Source organism: Yimella sp. NH-Cas1, from assembly GCF_022359705.1.
Taxonomy (GTDB): domain Bacteria; phylum Actinomycetota; class Actinomycetes; order Actinomycetales; family Dermatophilaceae; genus Yimella; species Yimella lutea.
In genome coordinates this window covers 1,530,683-1,549,279 of record NZ_JAKSGG010000003.1, presented here as the reverse complement: position 1 = coordinate 1,549,279, position 18,597 = coordinate 1,530,683, and the positions used below count along the sequence as shown (strand labels likewise).

Annotated in this window: 16 protein-coding genes; 11 read left to right on the top strand and 5 right to left on the bottom strand. The window is 67.4% G+C overall.

Going from position 1 to position 18,597, the window contains the following annotated elements:
* Window positions 1-9: 9 nt before the first annotated feature.
* Genes MF407_RS07765 through MF407_RS07745 form a run of 5 tightly spaced genes read right to left on the bottom strand, consistent with a single transcriptional unit; the run spans window position 10 to window position 5,069 of the window.
* On the bottom strand, window positions 10-1,359 hold the full coding sequence (locus MF407_RS07765) for an ABC transporter substrate-binding protein (protein WP_239701942.1): 1,350 nt from the start codon (window positions 1,357-1,359) through the stop codon (window positions 10-12).
* On the bottom strand, window positions 1,356-2,573 hold the full coding sequence (locus MF407_RS07760; RefSeq protein ID WP_129623934.1) for a branched-chain amino acid ABC transporter permease: 1,218 nt from the start codon (window positions 2,571-2,573) through the stop codon (window positions 1,356-1,358). Before MF407_RS07760 ends, MF407_RS07765 begins: the two co-directional genes overlap by 4 nt.
* 1 nt (window position 2,574) lies before the next feature.
* Window positions 2,575-3,453 (bottom strand): branched-chain amino acid ABC transporter permease, encoded by an 879-nt coding sequence (locus MF407_RS07755; protein ID WP_129623933.1) that lies wholly within the window; start codon window positions 3,451-3,453, stop codon window positions 2,575-2,577.
* Between the two features lie 13 nt (window positions 3,454-3,466).
* Window positions 3,467-4,171, bottom strand: a complete 705-nt coding sequence (locus MF407_RS07750) for an ABC transporter ATP-binding protein (protein WP_239701941.1) — start codon at window positions 4,169-4,171, stop codon at window positions 3,467-3,469.
* Window positions 4,164-5,069: an ABC transporter ATP-binding protein gene (locus MF407_RS07745; RefSeq protein WP_239701940.1), complete on the bottom strand. Its 906-nt coding sequence runs from the start codon at window positions 5,067-5,069 to the stop codon at window positions 4,164-4,166. Before MF407_RS07745 ends, MF407_RS07750 begins: the two co-directional genes overlap by 8 nt.
* A gap of 151 nt (window positions 5,070-5,220) precedes the next feature.
* On the opposite strand from MF407_RS07745, the gene MF407_RS07740 reads away from it, so the two are divergent.
* The 11 genes from MF407_RS07740 (at window position 5,221) to MF407_RS07690 (ending at window position 18,587) form a co-directional block, all read left to right on the top strand.
* Window positions 5,221-6,495 carry a PucR family transcriptional regulator gene (locus MF407_RS07740; RefSeq protein ID WP_239701939.1) on the top strand — a complete coding sequence of 425 codons (1,275 nt, stop codon included), beginning with the start codon at window positions 5,221-5,223 and terminating at the stop codon, window positions 6,493-6,495.
* 94 nt (window positions 6,496-6,589) lie between these two features.
* Entirely contained in the window at window positions 6,590-7,348 is a 759-nt protein-coding gene (locus MF407_RS07735; protein ID WP_129623929.1) for a YebC/PmpR family DNA-binding transcriptional regulator, read from the top strand.
* A gap of 489 nt (window positions 7,349-7,837) precedes the next feature.
* Complete coding sequence (gene ruvC / locus MF407_RS07730) at window positions 7,838-8,404, top strand: crossover junction endodeoxyribonuclease RuvC (RefSeq protein ID WP_129623928.1); 567 nt, start codon at window positions 7,838-7,840, stop codon at window positions 8,402-8,404.
* On the top strand, window positions 8,401-9,006 hold the full coding sequence (gene ruvA / locus MF407_RS07725; protein ID WP_239701938.1) for a Holliday junction branch migration protein RuvA: 606 nt from the start codon (window positions 8,401-8,403) through the stop codon (window positions 9,004-9,006). Before ruvC ends, ruvA begins: the two co-directional genes overlap by 4 nt.
* Complete coding sequence (gene ruvB, locus MF407_RS07720) at window positions 9,003-10,091, top strand: Holliday junction branch migration DNA helicase RuvB (protein WP_239701937.1); 1,089 nt, start codon at window positions 9,003-9,005, stop codon at window positions 10,089-10,091. Before ruvA ends, ruvB begins: the two co-directional genes overlap by 4 nt.
* 181 nt (window positions 10,092-10,272) lie before the next feature.
* Window positions 10,273-10,593, top strand: a complete 321-nt coding sequence (gene yajC, locus MF407_RS07715) for a preprotein translocase subunit YajC (RefSeq protein WP_129623925.1) — start codon at window positions 10,273-10,275, stop codon at window positions 10,591-10,593.
* 4 nt (window positions 10,594-10,597) lie between these two features.
* Window positions 10,598-12,589, top strand: coding sequence for a protein translocase subunit SecD (gene secD / locus MF407_RS07710; protein WP_129623924.1), 1,992 nt, complete (start codon window positions 10,598-10,600; stop codon window positions 12,587-12,589).
* Complete coding sequence (gene secF, locus MF407_RS07705) at window positions 12,589-13,722, top strand: protein translocase subunit SecF (RefSeq protein WP_129623923.1); 1,134 nt, start codon at window positions 12,589-12,591, stop codon at window positions 13,720-13,722. The genes secD and secF overlap by 1 nt, the downstream gene beginning before the upstream one ends.
* A complete protein-coding gene (locus tag MF407_RS07700; RefSeq protein WP_239701936.1) occupies window positions 13,719-14,240 on the top strand; it encodes an adenine phosphoribosyltransferase in 522 nt (173 codons plus the stop codon). The genes secF and MF407_RS07700 overlap by 4 nt, the downstream gene beginning before the upstream one ends.
* A gap of 46 nt (window positions 14,241-14,286) precedes the next feature.
* Window positions 14,287-16,578, top strand: a complete 2,292-nt coding sequence (locus MF407_RS07695; RefSeq protein ID WP_239701935.1) for a bifunctional (p)ppGpp synthetase/guanosine-3',5'-bis(diphosphate) 3'-pyrophosphohydrolase — start codon at window positions 14,287-14,289, stop codon at window positions 16,576-16,578.
* 95 nt (window positions 16,579-16,673) lie between these two features.
* Complete coding sequence (locus MF407_RS07690) at window positions 16,674-18,587, top strand: acyltransferase family protein (protein ID WP_239701934.1); 1,914 nt, start codon at window positions 16,674-16,676, stop codon at window positions 18,585-18,587.
* Window positions 18,588-18,597 lie beyond the last annotated feature (10 nt).

Genomic DNA, 18,597 nt, shown 5'->3' with positions numbered 1-18,597 from the left:
ACAGCGAGATCACTCGGTGGCCTTGATGTCGTCCGGCAGACCGGACGCGTTCGGCGCCTGAGCGGCCGTCCCGGCGTCCGGCTTGATCGCCGCGTCACCCAGGTCGGTGACCATCGGAGACTGCAGACCCTTGCCGATGCCGTTCTGGATCTCGACGACCTCGACACCGGAGATACCGAGGTGGCTGTCGGCCGAGTAACGGAAGGGCAGCTTCTGCGGGCCCTTCCACTTCGCGCCGTTCTGCTCGATCGCCTTGATGATGCCTTCACGGGTCAACTTCTTGCCCGAGGCCTGCAGCGCCGAGACGAACGCGTACGCCTGGGACATGCCGTAGATGCGGTAGTTGGTCAGTTCGCCCTTGCCGCCGGACTCCTTCCAGACCTTCTGCCACAGCTTGACCCACGGGTCGTCGGCCGAGTCGACACCCGGGATGTACTCGGTCGTCATGATGCCGTCGAGAGCCGAGCTGCCGTTCTTCACGCTGCCCTTGGAGAACTTCGCGAGCAACTCCCCGACGAGCTTCGGGTCGGATCCGACATTGGTGTAGAACCACTTCGGCTTGTAGTTCAGCTTCATCGCGGTGAGCTGGCTGAGGGCGGTGTAGGACGGGACGTTGAAGCCCACGATGAGGTCGGCCTTGGACGCTTGCAGCGCGGCGATCTGCGGCGCGACGTCCGTGTTACCCGTCGTGTACTTGACCTCCTTGACGACCTGCCCACCGGCGAACTGCTTCAGGCCCTTGGCCCCGTCGGCGCCGAGATCGTCGTCCTGGAGGTAGAGGCCGATCTTGGCGTTCGGCATCTTCTCCTTGATGTACTTACCGATGATCTTGCCCTCGATCTCGTAGTCCGGCTGCCAGCCGAACGTCATCGGGCGCTTCTTCGGGTCGTCACCCCACTTGATCGACCCCGAGGAGACGAACAGGTCGGGCACCTTCTCACTGTTGAGGAAGTCGACGACCGCGGAATGGGTGGGGGTGCCGAGACCACCGACGACCGCGAAGACCTGGTCCTTCTGCACCAGCTCGTTGACGGCCTGTGTGGTGTTGGTGGGGATGTACCCGTCGTCCTTGACGACGTACTGGATCTTGCGCCCGTGAATGCCGCCCTTGGAGTTGACGTAGTCGAAGTACGCCTTCGCGCCCGACGGAATCTCGCTGTAGCCGGGTGCGGCGACGCCGGTGAGCGGGTAGTGCGCACCGATCTTGACCGTGGTGTCGGTGACGCCGGTCGTGGAACCGGCGGACCCGCCGTCCTCGGAAGCCTTGTCGTCGCGACCGCCTGCGCCGCAAGCGGCGAGCAGAACGGTGCTGAGCGCCATGCTCACGACGACCGTGCCCTTCTTGGACCTTCTCATCATTGGTGCCTCCTCGGCGGTTGTTCCTCGCGGGCGAGGTCAGTGGTGGGTGTTGCGGTGTGCGGTGCGCGGGAGGCCGGCGCCGCTCCGGGAGCTGATGAGTGCTTCCCGGTGTCCTGGGGGTGGGCCGAGTCGGCTTCCACGGTCGGGGTGTCCGCGGCTGCGCCGGGACCACCGCCACGACCCGGACGTCGAGCCCACAGTTTCCTGATGCCGCCGACGATTCCGCCGGGCATGAGCAGAATGACCAACATCGTGGTCAGACCGATGATCAGCGGTGCGAGCTGAGCCGCCTGGATGTCGGTCAGACCGGCCGAAGTGCCCGCGTTCGTCGCGAAGTTGGGCAGCAGGGCCAGCAATCCGGAACCGAGCAGGGCTCCTGTCAGACTGCCCAGCCCGCCGAGCACGACCGCGCTGAGCAGGGTGAGCGACAGTGTCAACGAGAACGATCCGGGAGCCGCCAGCCGGTTGGCGAGGGCGAGCAGAGCGCCCGCGATTCCGGCGCACGCCGCACTGACGACGAACGCGATGACCCGATCGCGGCCGAGGTTGATCCCGGCCAGGGACGCGGCGACCTCGTCGTCACGCACTGCACGCCAGCGTCGTCCGACCCGGCTGGAGGAGAGGTTCGCCAGCAGGATGTAGACGAAGATCAGAAGGAACCACCCCGAGTACGCGACCCATTCCGAGGGTGTGGTCTCCGTGCCGGTCAGGAAGTACAGCGCGTCGTCGGCGAGTTTCGGTACCTCGGGCACCATCACGCTGAGGCCCTGTTCACCGCCGAGCGTCTCGGAGAAATGCAGCGCCAGAGCGGGCACGGCAACGGCGAGTGCGAGCGTGGCACCGGCGATGTACGGACCGTGCAGACGAGCAGCGGCGACCCCCACCACGGCGCCGATCACGGTGGCGGCCAGTGCCGAGAGCGCGATGATCAACAGCGTCGGCAGGGCGCCTTCGCGATCCTGCAGCAACAAGGCCGTGGTGTACGCGCCGATCGCCATGAACGCGCCGTGACCCAGGGAGAGTTGACCGTTCAGGCCGGTGAGGATCGTCAGACCGCCGGCCGCTATGGCGTAGTACGCCATCATCGCCAGCTGTCCCTGCCGGAACGGGTCGACCGATTCCATGACGAGGATGACGAGGGCCGCGGCCAGCAGGCCGAGGAGCAGGTGCCGGAGCAGGGGGTTGCCCCGGACGGTTGTCACTGCGGAACGCATGTCAGACCTTCCGCTCGGAGGTGTGGGAGAACAAGCCGCCGGGCCGCACGAGCAGGACCAGGACCAGGATGACGAGGGCGGCGAAGGAGACCAGCCCGGAGCCTAGGTATCCGGAGACGAGGCTGAGGCTGAGCCCGATGATCATGCCGCCGGCGACGGCACCGAACGGACTGTCGAGGCCACCGATCACAGCCGCCACGAAGCCGAAGACGACGACCGAGTCCATGTAGCCGGGGTGCACCAGGTTGCCTCCCGCGATGAGCAGGCCGGACAGTGAACCGACCAGTGCGGCGAGCGCCCAGCCGAGCGTCAGCATCGTGCTCACCCGGACGCCCAGCAGGCGGGCCACCTCGGGGTTGAACGCGGAGGCGCGCATCTGCAGACCGATGTCGGTTTTCTGGAAGAGCACGAGCAGTAACAGCATCACCGCGAACACCGCGAGGATGGTGAAGATGCCGAACGGGGTGATCGCCAGGTTCGTGCCGCCCACGGTGATGCCGCGGACTCCGAAGGCCGCCGGGAAGGACTTGTAGTCGCTGCCGAAGATGAGCGCCGCCGCCGAGTGCAGCACGATGAACAGACCGAGGGTCAGGATCACCGCGTTGATGTCGGACTTGCCTTCGACCGGGCGGACGATCACTCGTTCGACGAACGCGCCGAGCAGGAAGCCCGCGACCAGCGCCGCGATGAAGGCGATCCAGTAGTTCATCCCGCGTTCGATGAGGTTCATCGCGACGTAGGTGGTGACCATGGCCATCGGTGCCTGCGCGAAGTTGACGATACGGGTGGAGCGCCAGATGAGCACCAGTGCCAGCGCGAACGCCGAGTACACGGCACCCATGGTGATGCCGTTGAGGATGGTTGTGACGAACTGTTGCACGACGGTTCCCTTCTCAGAACCCGAGGTAGGCGTGGCGTAGACTCTCGTCCGCCGCGAGGGCGTGCGCCTCCTGGGTCGTGACGACCTTGCCGAGGTTGAGGACGACGCCGAGGTCGGCAATGGACAGCGCGCTGCGCGCGTTCTGCTCGACCAACAGGACCGACAGGCCTTGTTCGTCGACGAGCGTGCGCACCAGGTCGAAGATCTGCGCCACGATGCGCGGCGCAAGGCCGAGCGAGGGTTCGTCCAGCAGCAGCACCTTCGGGGTGGCCATCAGCGCTCGCGCGATGACCAGCATCTGGCGCTCGCCACCGGACAGCGTCCCGGCGAAGGCCGAGCGTCGGTCGGCGAGCTTGGGGAACATCTCCCAGACGCGATCCATGGAGACGGGGTCACCGTTCCTGGCGCGTCCCAGTTCACCCAGCCGGAGATTCTCGGTCACGGTGAGTTCGGTGATCACTCCGCGGCCCTCGGGGACGTGGGTGAGGCCGAGGCGGGACATGCGTTCGGGTGCCGCGTGCGTGATGTCAGCGCCGTCGAGGGTCACCGTGCCGGACTGCGGACGGATCAGGCCGGACACGGTGCGCAGCAGTGTGGTCTTGCCGGCGCCGTTGGCGCCCAGCACGGCGGTGATCGTGCGGTGGGGCACCTCGAAGGAGACGCCCTGCAGGGCCTTCACCGGTCCGTAGGAGGCAGAGAGTTCCGAGACCTCAAGCACGTCGGTCTCCGTTCGCGTCGTCACGGTCGAGGGAACGGTTCGGGTCGCGGTCGTCGGCGTCGTCGTCGATCTCACCGTCGTCGTGGGTCACCTCGTTGCCGAGGTAGGCGGCGAGGACGGCCGGGTCCTCCCGGACCTCGTCCGGTGTGCCGCGAGCGATGACCCGGCCGAAGTCGAGCACGGTGATCCGGCTGCACACCCGCATGACCAGATCCATGTGGTGCTCCACGAGCATCACCGACACCCGGTCGGACAGCCCGAGGATGATGTCGCCGAGCTCGGTCATCTCCGACTCGGACAGGCCGGACGCCGGCTCGTCCAGCAGCAGCAACTCCGGCTCGCTGACCAGGGCGCGTGCCAGGGCGACACGCTTGCGGATCGGGTAGGGGAGGCTGGCCGGTGAGCGGTCGGCGTATCCCTCGATGTCGAGTTCACGCAGCACTTCGAGGCTGCGCTCGCGCAGTGCCTTCTCGTCGCCGGTGCTGCGCGGGATCGCCAGCAGACCCGACCAGAATCCGGCCCGGCCGTGACGGTCGGCTCCGACCATCACGTTTTCAAGCACGCTGATGCCGTCGAACAGGCCGAGACCCTGCAGGGTGCGGGCGATGCCGTGGCGGGCCAGGTGGTGGGGCCGCAGGCCGTTGAGCTGCTCGCCCTTCCAGGTGATCGTGCCGGAGGACGGTTGTACGAAGCCGCAGGCGACGTTGAACAACGTGGTCTTGCCGGCGCCGTTCGGACCGATCACGCCGTGGACCTCGCTCGGACGGACCTCGAGACCGACGCTGTCGAGCGCGACGATGCCGCCGAAGCGAACGGTGATGTCCTGCAGCGTGAGCATGGTCGTGGGCGAGGCGAGGGCTGCGCGGTCTGGTGCACCGTCTGGTGCAGATGCGCTCACTTTGACTCCTGGGGTGGAAGTGCGGGTGACCCAACTTTGGACGCTACGCACAAGAAGGGGTATGGGCGCAGCGCACAATATCTGTGGTGCAGGCGGTCATCCTGGGGATCTGCCACTAGCGCTTTTTGTGCGCCGGTGTCATTCTCGGCCCATGGCCGCGCCCACCGAGTCGAGTCTGTCGACCTCCCGGCACGAGATTCCCGCCGCCCAGCGGGAGGCGATCAGACGTGCGTGGGCGAGCATGCTCGAGGACGCCGAGATCATCGCGGACGCGATCACTCTCGAACTGTTCGGGCGCGACGAGGCCTACTACCAGCAGGTGACCAGCGAACTGCGTGAGGAGGTTCGCACCAGCACCCGCCGCCACGTCCGGGCCGGATTGCTCACGATGGCCGGCCTGGCAGCCCCGGACGATCGCGCGATCCACGTCTGGCGCGAAACCGGGCGCCGGCGCGCACAACAGGGCGTGCCACTGGAACAAGTGTTGAACGCCTACAGCTACGGCGCGAGAGCCCTGTGGGAGACCGTGCTGCTCCAGGGTTCCGGCACCGTGCGCGAGGTGAGCGCGGAGACGCTCATCCTCATGGGACAACAGTTGTGGAGCGCGCTCGACGTGCAGAACGCAACCGCCTGCGAGTCCTACCGTCGCGAGGAAGCGCTGCTACAACGGCGGGACCTGCAACGCCAGCTCACCGTGCTGGACGGGCTGGTCCAGGGACGTGGGTCCGAGCCTGACTTCGCCTCGGAGGCCCGTCAGGTACTGAGCGTCGGTATCGACGAGGACCTGCTCGCGATCAGCTGCATCAACGACGACGAGGCCGATCAGCCCACCCGGTGGGCCGAGGAACGCCTGGAGCAGATCGGGGTCCAGTCGCACTGGCTCCAACTCGGCGCGCAGACCGTGGGACTGATCGACCTCGCCGGTCGTGACCCGGCGCCGGTCATCGACCATCTCCAAGTTGCGGCGCTGGGGCGGGCCGCCGTCGCGCTGTGCAGCGACGGTCTGAAGGGTTTCGCGGTCGCGCGACAGCTGGCCTCGCGGGCCGCGTCCTCGCTGCCCCGTGGCGGTCGCGAGGTGGTCGACGTCCGGGATCGTCTGCCGGAGATTCTGCTCACCGGTAGCCCGGAGGCAACCGTGCTCCTGGTCCAGGAGACGCTCGGACGTCTGAACCAGCAGCCCGACTCGACGCGCCAGATGCTGCTGGAAACCCTCGGCGCGTTGCTGCGGCACGGGGGCTCACCGACCCACGCCGCCCAGGAACTGTTCTGTCACCGCAACACCGTCATCTACCGTCTCAAGCAGATCGAGAACCTCACCGGGCGCTCGCTGACGCAGCCGCGGGATCGGCTGATGCTGTCGCTGGCCATCATCGCCTTGCGCGCCGGAGGAGACGGGGAGAGCGCACCGTCGACCGTCGGCGCCTGACGCCTGACTGCGCGGACGACCGCGCCCGTCCGGTCAATTAGGATGGCCGACGGCCTGTGGGCCGAAGCGAACGTACGAGTGTGTAGAGGGAGACATGAGCGGTCACTCCAAATGGGCGACGACCAAGCACAAGAAGGCTGCGATCGACGCCAAGCGGGGCAAGCTCTTCGCAAAGCTCATCAAGAACATCGAGGTGGCCGCGCGTCAGGGCGGCGGTGACCCTGCCGGTAACCCCACGCTGTACGACGCCATCCAGAAGGCCAAGAAGTCGTCGGTGCCCAATGACAACATCGACCGCGCCGTCAAGCGTGGTTCGGGCGCCGAGGCGGGCGCCGCCGAGTACATGAGCTTGATGTACGAGGGTTACGCACCCGGCGGAGTCGCGCTGCTCATCGAGTGCCTGACCGACAACAAGAACCGCGCCGTGGCTGAGGTGCGCACCGCGCTGCAGAAGAACGGCGGCTCGATGGCCGACTCCGGCTCGGTCGCCTTCCAGTTCCATCGCAAGGGTGTCGTCATCGTCCCGAAGGGCGACAACACCGAGGACGACCTGCTCGAGATCGTGCTCGACGCCGGCGCCGAGGAGATCAACGACCACGGCGAATCGTTCGAGATCGTCTCCGAGGCAAGCGATTTCGTTGCCGTGCGTGAGGCGCTGCAAGCGGCCGGTGTCGACTATGACTCCGCCGAGTCGTCCTGGCTGCCGACCGTCGAGGTGCCGCTCGACAAGGAAGGCGCCAAGAAGATGTTCCGCGTCATCGAGGCGCTCGAGGACTCCGACGACGTGCAGAACGTGTTCGCCAACGGTGACGTGTCGGACGAGGTGCTCGCCGAACTCGACGCCGAGGACTGATCCCGTTCCACCTCGAACTCGACCCGGCAGACTCGCTCCGCCGGGTCGGGTCGTTTCTTCCCCGATGATGGGTCGGTGCCCGGACTGCTGACCCTGATCTCTCCAATCCGTCGCGCGTGAAGGCGCAGGCGCTCCTGCACTGGCTGTGGCCGCGCGCAGAAGACGTGTGGGTGCTGACCGAGATCGGCGGCGACGAGGGGCACGGTTGATCGAGGCCGTCTGCCGCCAGGCTGGGTACTCGGTCATGTCGTCGGACGTGATCACACCGGACTCGGCTGCCGATACGACCACGCGTTCGTCACCGAAGGCTTCGTCGTCCGGCGATGCGACCTCGATCAGCCACCGCGGATCGAGGGGCACACCGATCATGCGGCGCTCGTGCTCGATGTCGATGCACCTGGCTCATCCCAGTCCGGCGCGCCTGCGTGAATCGCCCCGCCGGTACGGGTTAACGTTCCTGGAACCGAACATTTGTGCGAGGAGTGGACTGTGCGTGTACTCGGCGTCGACCCGGGGCTGACCCGGTGCGGCATCGGAGTGGTCGACGGCGGCATCGGGCAACCGGTGCGGCTCGTGGGCGTCGGCGTGATCCGTACGCCCGTCGGCGACGACCCGGCCGAGCGACTGCTCACCCTGCAGACCGAGCTCGACCAGTGGTTGTCCGACTACGAACCGGACGTGGTCGCGGTCGAGCGGGTCTTCGCCAAGGCGAACATCAAAGGGATCATGGGCACCGCGCAGGCGTCCGCCGTGCCGATGCTCGCCGCCGCACGTCGCGGGTTGCCGTTGGTGATGCACACACCCAGTGAGGTGAAGGCGTCCGTCACCGGCAACGGCCGGGCCGACAAGGCCCAGGTCACTTCGATGGTGACCCGTATCCTGCGGCTCGAGGTCGCGCCCAAACCGGCGGACGCCGCGGACGCACTCGCTCTCGCGATCTGCCATGTCTGGCGCGGGGGTGCGCAGGCACGCATTGCGAACGCCGCTGCTGCACAACGAAACTCACGACCGAAAGAGGCTCCGTTGGTCCGGGCGTCAAACAGGTACGCGCGATGATTTCTTCCATCCGCGGCAGCGTGTTGAGTGCCGGTCTCGACAATGTCGTCGTCGAGGTCGGGGGAGTGGGCCTGCTCGTTCACACCGCGCCCGCGCATGCAGCGTCAGCGCGCGTCGGCACCGAAGCGACCTTCTTCACCACGCTGGTCGTGCGCGAGGACTCCCTGACGTTGTACGGGTTCGGCGACGACTCCGAACGCAAGCTGTTCGAACTGGTCCAGACCGTCAGCGGCGTCGGTCCCCGGCTCGCACTGGCGATGCTCGCCGTGCACGCACCGGATGCCCTACGCGGGGCGATCGCCGGTGGGGATGTGCCCACGCTGATGAAGGTGCCCGGTATCGGCAAGAAGGGCGCCGAGCGCATCGTGCTGGAACTCAAGGACAAGGTCGGTGCCCTCACCGGCGGCGGATCTTCCTCGTTGCCGCAGCCGCAGGTGCCTGCCGCCGACGAGACGCAACAACAGGTCGTCGATGCGCTCGTCGGCCTCGGCTGGTCCACCAAACAGGCGCAGGACGCCGTCGCCAAGGTCACCAAGGCCGAAGGCGCCCCCACGGATGTCTCGCAACTGCTGCGAGTGACCCTTCGTAGCCTGGGCCGATGAGCGAGTACGACGACTCCTCCTACGACGCCGGCGCCCGCATCGTCGACCCCGGCGTTGCACCCGATGAACGCCACTTCGAGGCGGCACTGCGTCCGAGGCGGTTGGCGGAGTTCCCCGGCCAGCCACGGGTCAGCGAGCAACTCGGACTCGTGCTCGCGGCGGCGAAGCGTCGTGGCACGACGCCCGACCACGTCCTGCTGTCCGGTCCGCCCGGCCTCGGCAAGACCAGCCTGGCGATGATCATCGCCGCCGAACTCGAGCAGCCGATCCGCATCACCAGCGGCCCCGCCATCCAGCACGCCGGTGACCTGGCGGCGATCCTGTCCTCGCTGGCCGAGGGCGAGGTGCTCTTCCTCGACGAGATCCACCGTATGGCCCGTGCGGCCGAGGAGATGTTGTACCTGGCGATGGAGGACTTCCGCGTCGATGTCATCGTCGGCAAGGGCCCTGGCGCAACGGCGATCCCGCTCGAACTGCCGCCGTTCACGGTGGTCGGTGCGACCACCCGGGCCGGTCTGCTGCCGGCCCCGTTGCGAGACCGCTTCGGCTTCACCGGACACCTGGACTTCTACACACCCGAGGATCTCGCGGCCATCCTGCACCGCAGTGCCGGTCTGCTCGGGGTCGACGCCACCCGGCAGGGCATCGCCGAGATCGCCGGACGCTCCCGCGGCACACCCCGTATCGCCAACCGGTTGCTGCGGCGGGTGCGCGACTATGCGCAGATCCATGGCAGCGAGGTCGTCGATCAACCGTCCGCCATGGCTGCGTTGAAGCTGTTCGACGTCGACGAGAAGGGCCTTGACCGGCTCGACCGCGGCGTCCTGGAGACGTTGTGCAAGCGGTTCGGCGGGGGACCGGTCGGGCTCACGACCCTCGCGGTGGCCGTCGGCGAGGAACCCGACACCGTCGAGACGGTCGCCGAGCCGTACCTGGTGCGTGAGGGATATCTGTTGCGCACGCCGCGCGGACGTGCCGCGACGGCGCAGGCGTGGGCGCACCTCGGGCTGACGCCGCCCAAGGATGCCGGAACGTGGGCGACGCAGTTGTCGTTGCCTGAGGGTGAAGGTCGTTTCTCGGACTGAACATTCCGATCCATCCGCCGGGTATTGCTCAAACTCGGGCATGACACGCCTCACACCCGAAGTTGGGGCAGCCGCACACCTGACTTAGACTCACCCGTCGGCGTACGCGTCCGATCGCACCGGCGAAGCACAACCGTCCGGGCCGTCGCCACATCTATCGATCGCAGGGAGCACCACTCACATGCACGCACTCGTCGCCGAGACCGGCACTCAGAACTCGGGCGGCATGGTCTTGTTGCTGCTGCCGCTGGCGCTGCTCGCCGTGATGTTCTGGTTCAGCCGTCGCCGGCAGAAGCAGTTCGCGCAGGCGCAGTCGCAGATCACGGTAGGCGACGAAGTCACCACCACGTCCGGCCTGTACGGCCGACTGGTCGCCATGGACGACCAGACCGCAACGCTCGAGGTCGCCGACGGTGTCCAACTTCGTTTCGACCGCCGGGCGGTCGTGCCGCGCAGCATGGTGATTGAGGCGACCCCCGAATCCAACGACAAGAAGGCCTGAGTTCGTGGCAACCCGTGCAACCCGTGCTCGTCGTGCACCGGCTTCCAAACCGAAGCGCACGCTGATCCTGCTCTTCTTGATCATCGCCGCGCTCTTCGGCGGCATCGCGGCGACCACCGTCTGGGCCAAGCCGGCCGGACAATGGACCCCGAAGCTCGGCCTCGATCTCGAAGGTGGCCGCCAGGTCGTCCTCGAGCCGGTGCTCGGACGCGGCCAGCAGGTCAGTTCGGGCCAGGTGAACCAGGCGGTGAACATCATCCGCCAGCGCGTCGACGGCACGGGCGTCGCCGAGGCGGAGGTCAGCACCCTGGGTGACCGCAGCATCGTGGTGGCGATCCCGGGCAACCCGTCCAAGGAGATCCTCGACTCTCTCGCGCAGTCCTCCAAGCTGACGATCCGTCCGGTCATCGCCACGACCCCGCCGGTGGCGGATGCCGCTGCAACGGCGAAGCCGTCGACCAGCAGCGCGCCCTCGACTCCGTCCGGCTCGCCCTCGACCGCTCCGGCCAAGCCGAGCACGAGCGCTCCGGCCAAGCCGAGCACCTCTGCACCGGCAGCATCGACCTCTGCGAACGCTCCGTTCCCCGAGGCGTACGCCAAGGCCGCACCGAGCACTCCGGCGCCGAGCACTCCTGCGACCTCCAAGCCTGCGACCTCCAAGCCTGCGACCACGTCGAAGACCGCCGCGACTACGCCCGCTGCTCCGGCCGACCCGGTTCCCGCGCAGCCGACGCTGCCCGGTGCCGAAGACGCCGGTATTCCGGCCACGCCCAGCGACCCGCAGTGGGGCGCCAAGCCGGTCGCCGACATCTGGGTGACCAACGGGCTGGCCAAGAAGGGCACTACTTACCAGCAGTTGATGTCGCAGTTCAGCTGCCGCAACACCGACCCGAAGAAGGGCCCCACCGCGGCGAAGTTCCGTGAGATCTCCGCGCAGGCGCCCGAGGACGAGCCCTCCGTCGCGTGTGCCAAGGACGGCAACGAGGTTCTGCTGATGGGTCCGGTCGAGGTGGACGGTTCCACCATCACCGACGCTTCCTTCGGCCAGCGCACCAACCAGCAGGGCATCGCCACCGGTGAGGTCGCGGTCAACCTGGAGTTCAACGAAGAGGGCAAGAAGGCCTTCGGCGACATGACCCGTCGTCTGTCCTCCCTGCAGCAGGACCAGAACCGCTCCGCGATCAACGTCGACGGGGTCGTCATCTCCGCTCCCGGTACGAACGGCCCGATCGTCGACGGCCGCGCCGAGATCAGCGGAGGCTTCACCTCCGACAGCGCGAAGACCCTCGCCGATCAACTTAAGTTCGGCGCGCTGCCGTTCAGCTTCAAGGAACTCACCTCCGACCAGATCAGCCCGCAGCTGGGCACCGACCAGTTGCAGAAGGGACTCATCGCCGGCGCGATCGGTCTGCTCCTGGTGGTCCTCTACTCGCTGTTCCAGTACCGCGCGCTCGGCCTGGTGACCGTGGCCTCGCTGATCGTGGCCGGTCTGCTCACCTACGGCGCGGTCACCTTCCTGGGCTACGCGAACAATTTCCGTCTGACCATGGCCGGCATCACCGGCCTCATCGTCGCGATCGGTATCACCGCCGACTCCTTCATCGTCTACTTCGAACGAGTCAGGGACGAAGTCAGATCCGGAAGACCGTTGCGTGCCGCCGTCGAGACGGGTTGGGCCCGTGCCCGCCGCACGATCCTGATCTCCGACGCGATGAACTTCATCGCCGCCGCGGTGCTGTACGTGTTGTCCGAATCCAGCGTGAAGGCGTTCGCGTTCACCCTCGGTGTCACGACCCTGATCGACCTGCTGGTCGTCGTGATGTTCACCCACCCGGTGCTGTCGCTGCTGGCCCGCACCAAGTTCTTCGGCGACGGACACAAGTGGTCCGGCTTCGACCCCGAGCGCCTGGGCGCCAAGGGAGCCACCTATGCCGGGCGCGGACGCGTCACGATCGCCGATCGCAAGGCCGCTGCGGCCGAAGGAGGAATGCTCTGATGGCGAGCTTCGCGCAGTTCGGTAACGACCTCTACACCGGACGCCGTCAATTCGACTTCGTCGGACGCCGCAAGACCTGGTACGTCATCTCCGCGATCCTTCTCGTCGTCGCGGCCGCCGGCCTGCTCGGCCGGGGTCTGAACCTCGGCCTGGAGTTCAAGGGCGGCTCGGAGCTTCGCGTCCAGGGCGTCACCCAGATGGACAACTACGAGGAGCGCGCCAAGGACGCCGTGAGTTCCGCCACCGGTGCCAACGACTCGCTCAACGTCACCAAACTGGGTGACAACCAGGTGCGCATCCAGGCCAAGAAACTCGGCGACAACTCGGCCGCGACGACCGACAAGGTCTCGAACGCGCTGGCCGAGGAGTTCGGTGTCCCGGCCACCTCCATCGACAGTTCGTACATCGGACCGTCCTGGGGTGAGACCGTCACCCGCAAGGCCCTGATCGCGTTGATCGTCTTCCTGGTGCTGGTGTCCGTCGTGCTCGCGATCTACTTCCGCACGTGGGCGATGGCGGTCGCCGCGCTGGTCGCGTTGATGCACGACCTCGCGTTCACCGTCGGCATTTACGCGCTGTCCGGGTTCGAGGTCTCGCCGGCCACGATGATCGGCTTCCTGACGATCCTCGGTTACTCGATCTACGACACCGTCGTCGTGTTCGACAAGGTGCGTGAGAACGTCGACGAGGCGCACGCCACCGGTAAGCGTTCCTACGCGCAGGCTGCCAACTACGCCGTCAACCAGACGCTCGTCCGTTCGATCAACACCTCGGTCGTCGCGTTGCTGCCGATCCTGGCGTTGCTGGTCGTCGGATTCACCATGCTCGGCCCGGGCACCCTGCTCGACCTCGCGCTGGTGCTGTTCATCGGCATCGCCGTCGGCACGTACTCCTCGATCTTCATCGCCACTCCGCTGCTGGTGTCGCTGCGCAACCGTGAGCCCGCCAACAAGGAACTGGCCCGGCGCGCGGCGCAGTACCAGGAAGCGACCGGAGCCGACCACGCAGGCACCGCCGAGACCTCGTCCGGCGTCGTCGACCCGGAGCGGGAGAAGGAACTCGTCGCCGCCCGCAAGGAACGCACCGCCCGTAAGCGTGAGGTGCACCCGTGGGCCACGAAGGACGACGCGTGAGCAACGCCTCGCAGGTGCTCCTGGAGCGCGTGCGCGACATCCCCGACTTCCCCCGGCCGGGCGTGTTGTTCAAGGACCTCAACCCCCTGTTCGCGGACCCCGACGCGTTCGCTCTCGTGCTCGGCGAGGTGGCGTCCGGCTGGGAGGGCACGATCGACCTGGTCGCCGGCATCGAGGCTCGCGGCTTCGTCGTGGGCGCTGCGCTGGCCCAGCGGATGGGCGTGGGTTTCCTGCCGGTGCGCAAGGCCGGCAAGTTGCCGGGGGAGACGATCGACCAGACGTACGACCTGGAGTACGGCACCGCCACCATCGAGATCCCGGCCGACGCGTGCGAGGGCAAGCGCGTGCTGTTGGTCGACGACGTGCTGGCCACCGGGGGCACCGCCGCCGCTGCGGTCTCGCTGCTGGAACGGGCGGGCGCGGCGGTCGTCGGAATCGAGTTCCTGCTCGAGGTCGGGTTCCTGGAGGGGCGCCGGCTGCTGGAGGGTCACGAGGTCGCGGTCGTCGCGACCGTGTGACGGCACGGCGGTCAGTTCTGCCGCGCTGCGGCACTAAGATCAATTCATGGTCGAGCAGGAGCGTTCCGGGTCGCGGGTCAGGGCCCGTCTGGTGCGGCTGGGCGCCCCGCGCACACCGCAGCACAAGGTGCTCGGCCCGCTGCTGCGCACCGTCCGTGCCTCTCACCCCAAGGCCGATGTCACGCTGCTGGAACGCGCGTATGCCGTGGCCGAACACGCCCACCGCGGGCAGACCCGCAAGTCCGGCGACCCGTACATCACCCACCCGCTCGCGGTCACCACGATCCTGGCCGAACTCGGCATGCAGCCGGCCGTGCTCGCCGCCGCGCTGCTGCACGACACCGTCGAGGACACCGACTACTCGCTGACCCAGTTGCGCGAGGACTTCGGCGAGGAGATCGCCCTCCTGGTCGACGGCGTCACCAAGCTCGACAAGATGAAGTACGGCGACGCGGCGCAGGCCGAGACCGTCCGCAAGATGGTCGTCGCGATGGCCAAGGACATCCGGGTGCTGGTCATCAAACTCGCCGACCGGCTGCACAACGCGCGCACCTGGCGCTACGTGTCGGTGGAGTCGGCGACCCGCAAGGCCAACGAGACGCTCGAGATCTACGCTCCGCTCGCGCATCGCCTGGGCATGAACACCATCAAGTGGGAGTTGGAAGACCTCTGCTTCGCGGTGCTGCATCCCAAGCTGTACGACGAGATCGCCCGGTTGGTGGCCGACGCCGCCCCCGCGCGCGAGCAGTATCTGCAGGGTTTCCGCGAACAGGTCAGTACCGACCTCAAGGCGGCGCGGATCGACGCGACGGTCACCAGTCGGCCCAAGCACTACTACTCGGTCTACCAGAAGATGATCGTGCGCGGCCGGGAGTTCAAGGACATCTACGACCTGGTCGCGGTGCGCATACTGGTCGACTCGGTGCGCGACTGCTACGCGGTGCTCGGCACCCTGCACACCCGGTGGAGCCCGGTGCCGGGGCGGTTCAAGGACTACATCGCGACCCCGAAGATGAACATGTACCAGTCGTTGCACACGACGATCATCGGGCCCGACGGCAAGTCGGTGGAGATTCAGATCCGCACCCACGCGATGCACCACCGGGCCGAGTACGGCGTCGCGGCGCACTGGAAGTACAAGGACGATGCGAAGTCGGCTGCTGCGCCGGTCCCGGCGGCGTCCGACGGCGGGCAGCTCGATGAGATGGCCTGGTTCCGCCAGTTGCTGGAATGGCAGCGCGAGACCGCCGACCCCGATGAGTTCCTCGACAACCTGCGCTTCGACGTCGGCAGTCAGGAGGTCTACGTCTTCACGCCCAAGGGTGAGGTCGTCGGTCTACCCGTCGGGTCGACCCCCGTCGACTTCGCCTACGCGGTGCACACCGAGGTCGGTCACCACACGATCGGGGCCCGGATCAACGGACGGCTCGCGCCGCTGGAGTCGCCGGTCGAGAACGGCGATGTCATCGAGGTGCTCACCAGCAAGGCCGACGGCGCCGGGCCCAGTCGTGACTGGCTGGGCTTCGTCGCCAGCCCGCGCGCCCGAAGCAAGATCCGCCAGTGGTTCTCCCGCGAGCGTCGCGAGGAAGCCATCGACTCCGGCAAGGACCAGCTGACCAAGGCGCTGCGCAAACAGGGTCAGGGCATCGCGCGATTGACCAATGTCGACGTCCTGGCCAAGGTCGCGACCGGTCTGCACTACCAGGACGTCGACTCGCTGTACGCCGCGATCGGCGACAACCACGTCTCCGCCGAACACGTCTCCAAGCTGCTGCGCGAGGCCGTCGGTCCGGACGAGCCGGAGCCGCAGCAGACTCCCGAGAGCGCTCCGATCATCACCCGCGCCGAGACGCGGCGGCGTGCGGGCGACCCGGGAGTCACGGTCGTGGGCACCGACGACGTCTGGGTGAAGCTGGCCCGGTGCTGCACCCCGATGCCCGGCGACGACATTCTCGGTTTCGTGACCACCGGTCATGGCGTGTCCGTGCACCGCGACGACTGCACGAACGCCGCCCAGTTGAAGTCCCAGCCGGATCGGCTGATCGAGGTCGCGTGGGCGCCGTCCGCGGCGAGCGTGTTCATGGTGCAGTTGCAGGTCGAGGCGCTCGACCGCAAGGGCCTGCTCTCCGACGTGACCCGGGTGCTGTCCGAACAGCACGTCAACATCCTGTCGGCGAACCTGTCGACCGCGAACAATCGCGTCGCCGTCTCCCGGTTCACCTTCGAGATGGGCGACGCCGGCTACCTCGACCACGTGATCCGGGCAGTGCGCAAGGTGGACGGCGTGTTCGACGTATACCGGCTCACCGGCTCCGGTCAGCGCGTCGGCGCCTCCTGACCCCGACTCGTCTTGAACGGGCGTCCATCACGGTTTGATCTCGTCGGCCGCGTCACCCGTGACGACCCACCCCTGGGTGTAGTACCATGGTGGCCATGCGTGACGAGGGGGGCGTGCGCGCCGGCGAGCAAACGCCGGCTGCGCGTAAGCATGTCGGGGGACTGGACGGACTGCGAGCGATAGCAGTCGTCGCCGTCATCCTCTACCACCTCGAACTGCCCTGGGCCGCAGGCGGATTCCTCGGAGTCGACATCTTCTTCGTGATCAGCGGCTACCTGATCACCTCGCAATTGTGGGCCCGCGCATCTGCTCCGGGCGGCGGAGTCGATCTGCGTCGGTTCTGGGCGGCTCGTGCACGCCGGCTGATCCCGGCACTGGTCGTCGTCCTGCTCGCCACCACGCTCGCGCAGCTCGCCGCCGGACGCGATCAGCTCACCAGCTACCTCGGCGACCTCGGTGCGGCCGCGACGTACACCTCCAACTGGTGGTACGTGCTGCACGAACGCTCCTATTTCGAGGCGTTCGGTCGACCGCCGGCCCTGCAGCACCTGTGGTCGCTGGCGGTGGAGGAGCAGTTCTACGTCGTCTGGCCGTTGGTGGTCGCGCTCATCGTGTTCGTGTTCCGTCGTCCGCATGCGCGCAGGTTCGCGATGCTCACGGTCTGCGTACTCGGCGCGGCCGCGTCGATGCTCGTGATGGGCGTGGGCACCTGGCGTTCGGGCGCGCCGCTGGGAGCAGACGCCTCCCGTTTCTACTTCGGCACCGACTCCCACAGCGCCGGTCTGCTGGTCGGCGCGGCGCTTGCGGTATGGCGCGGCGGCGCCGGCTTCGGCGGACCCGCGCTCCGCCCGGCCACCGTTCGGTCGACGCTTGTCGGAGTCGTGGCGCTCGGTGCCCTGCTGTGGTCGCTGTGGGCGGTGCACTCATGGTCGGTTGCGTTGTACCGCTGGGGTTTCGCGGCTCTCGCTCTGCTCACGGCCGTTCTCGTCGCGGCTGCCACTCGTCCCGGTGTGCTGGGCCGAGTGCTCGACCTCGAACCCCTCGCTGCGATCGGACGCCGGTCCTACGGCCTCTACCTGTGGCACTGGCCGGTCTTCGTCTTCACCCGTCCCGAACTCGACGTCCCGCTGACCGGCACGGCGAACATCGCCCTCAAGCTCGGACTGACGTTCGTGCTGTCGGAGTTGTCGTATCAACTGGTCGAGCAACCCGTCCGACGGCTGGGGCTGCGCGGTGCATGGCGGTCACTGCGTTCGCACTCGATCGGACGTATCGCGCGTCCGGCGCTGGTGTGCACGCTCGTCGCGGTCTTCGCATCGACCGGTGCCGTCGCCGCGATGAGCCCGCAGCCGAAGACCACGGCGAAAGCTGCCGTCACCGCGGCTGTCGAGGAGCCTGCTCCGCCGTCGTTCGCCGTCCCGTCTGCGGCGCCGTCAGCAACGAGCGACCGACCGACCGGTTCCGCCACTTCGGCGCCGTCCCTGACCGCATCGCCGACGTCGTCAACCAGCAGTTCACCGACTCCGTCCTTCGACGGTCGCACATCGGACATGACCATGACCGTGTTCGGTGACTCGTTCGCGATCGGTGCCGCCAACGGGTTGCACCGGCGGTTCAAGACGGCGACCCTGCACGCCAAGGAAGGTGAGCAGGGGTTCGTCGCTGTGTCCGAACTCGACCGGTTGGCGCCGTCCCTGACCACGGACATCGTCCTCATCCATGTCGGCAACAACGGTGTCATCGACGAGGTCGCGCTGGCCGCCGCCATCGCGAAGATCCCGACGCACAGCGTCGTGGTACTCGGGCTTCCTCGCGTGCCTCGGTTCTGGCAGAACGAGGTGGTCAAGCAGTTGCGCTCGGTCGCCGCTCGCTCACCGCGAGTGAAGGTGGCTGACTGGTACTCCCTGGCCAACCCGCACGACGACTGGTTCGTCGACGGAGTTCACCCGAACGGCAACGGAGTTCGCGAGTACGGCAACTTGATCCAGCGCACCGTCCTCGGCGAGTAGAACCGAACCT

Excerpts from the sequence above, each read along its gene's own strand:
- MF407_RS07765 (WP_239701942.1), bottom strand. The coding sequence starts at position 1,359 with ATGATGAGAAGGTCCAAGAAGGGCACGGTCGTCGTGAGCATGGCGCTC.
- MF407_RS07760 (WP_129623934.1), bottom strand. The coding sequence starts at position 2,573 with ATGCGTTCCGCAGTGACAACCGTCCGGGGCAACCCCCTGCTCCGGCAC.
- MF407_RS07740 (WP_239701939.1), top strand. The coding sequence starts at position 5,221 with ATGGCCGCGCCCACCGAGTCGAGTCTGTCGACCTCCCGGCACGAGATT.
- MF407_RS07735 (WP_129623929.1), top strand. The coding sequence starts at position 6,590 with ATGAGCGGTCACTCCAAATGGGCGACGACCAAGCACAAGAAGGCTGCG.
- ruvA (WP_239701938.1), top strand. The coding sequence starts at position 8,401 with ATGATTTCTTCCATCCGCGGCAGCGTGTTGAGTGCCGGTCTCGACAAT.
- ruvB (WP_239701937.1), top strand. The coding sequence starts at position 9,003 with ATGAGCGAGTACGACGACTCCTCCTACGACGCCGGCGCCCGCATCGTC.
- yajC (WP_129623925.1), top strand. The coding sequence starts at position 10,273 with ATGCACGCACTCGTCGCCGAGACCGGCACTCAGAACTCGGGCGGCATG.
- secF (WP_129623923.1), top strand. The coding sequence starts at position 12,589 with ATGGCGAGCTTCGCGCAGTTCGGTAACGACCTCTACACCGGACGCCGT.
- MF407_RS07695 (WP_239701935.1), top strand. The coding sequence starts at position 14,287 with ATGGTCGAGCAGGAGCGTTCCGGGTCGCGGGTCAGGGCCCGTCTGGTG.
- MF407_RS07690 (WP_239701934.1), top strand. The coding sequence starts at position 16,674 with ATGCGTGACGAGGGGGGCGTGCGCGCCGGCGAGCAAACGCCGGCTGCG.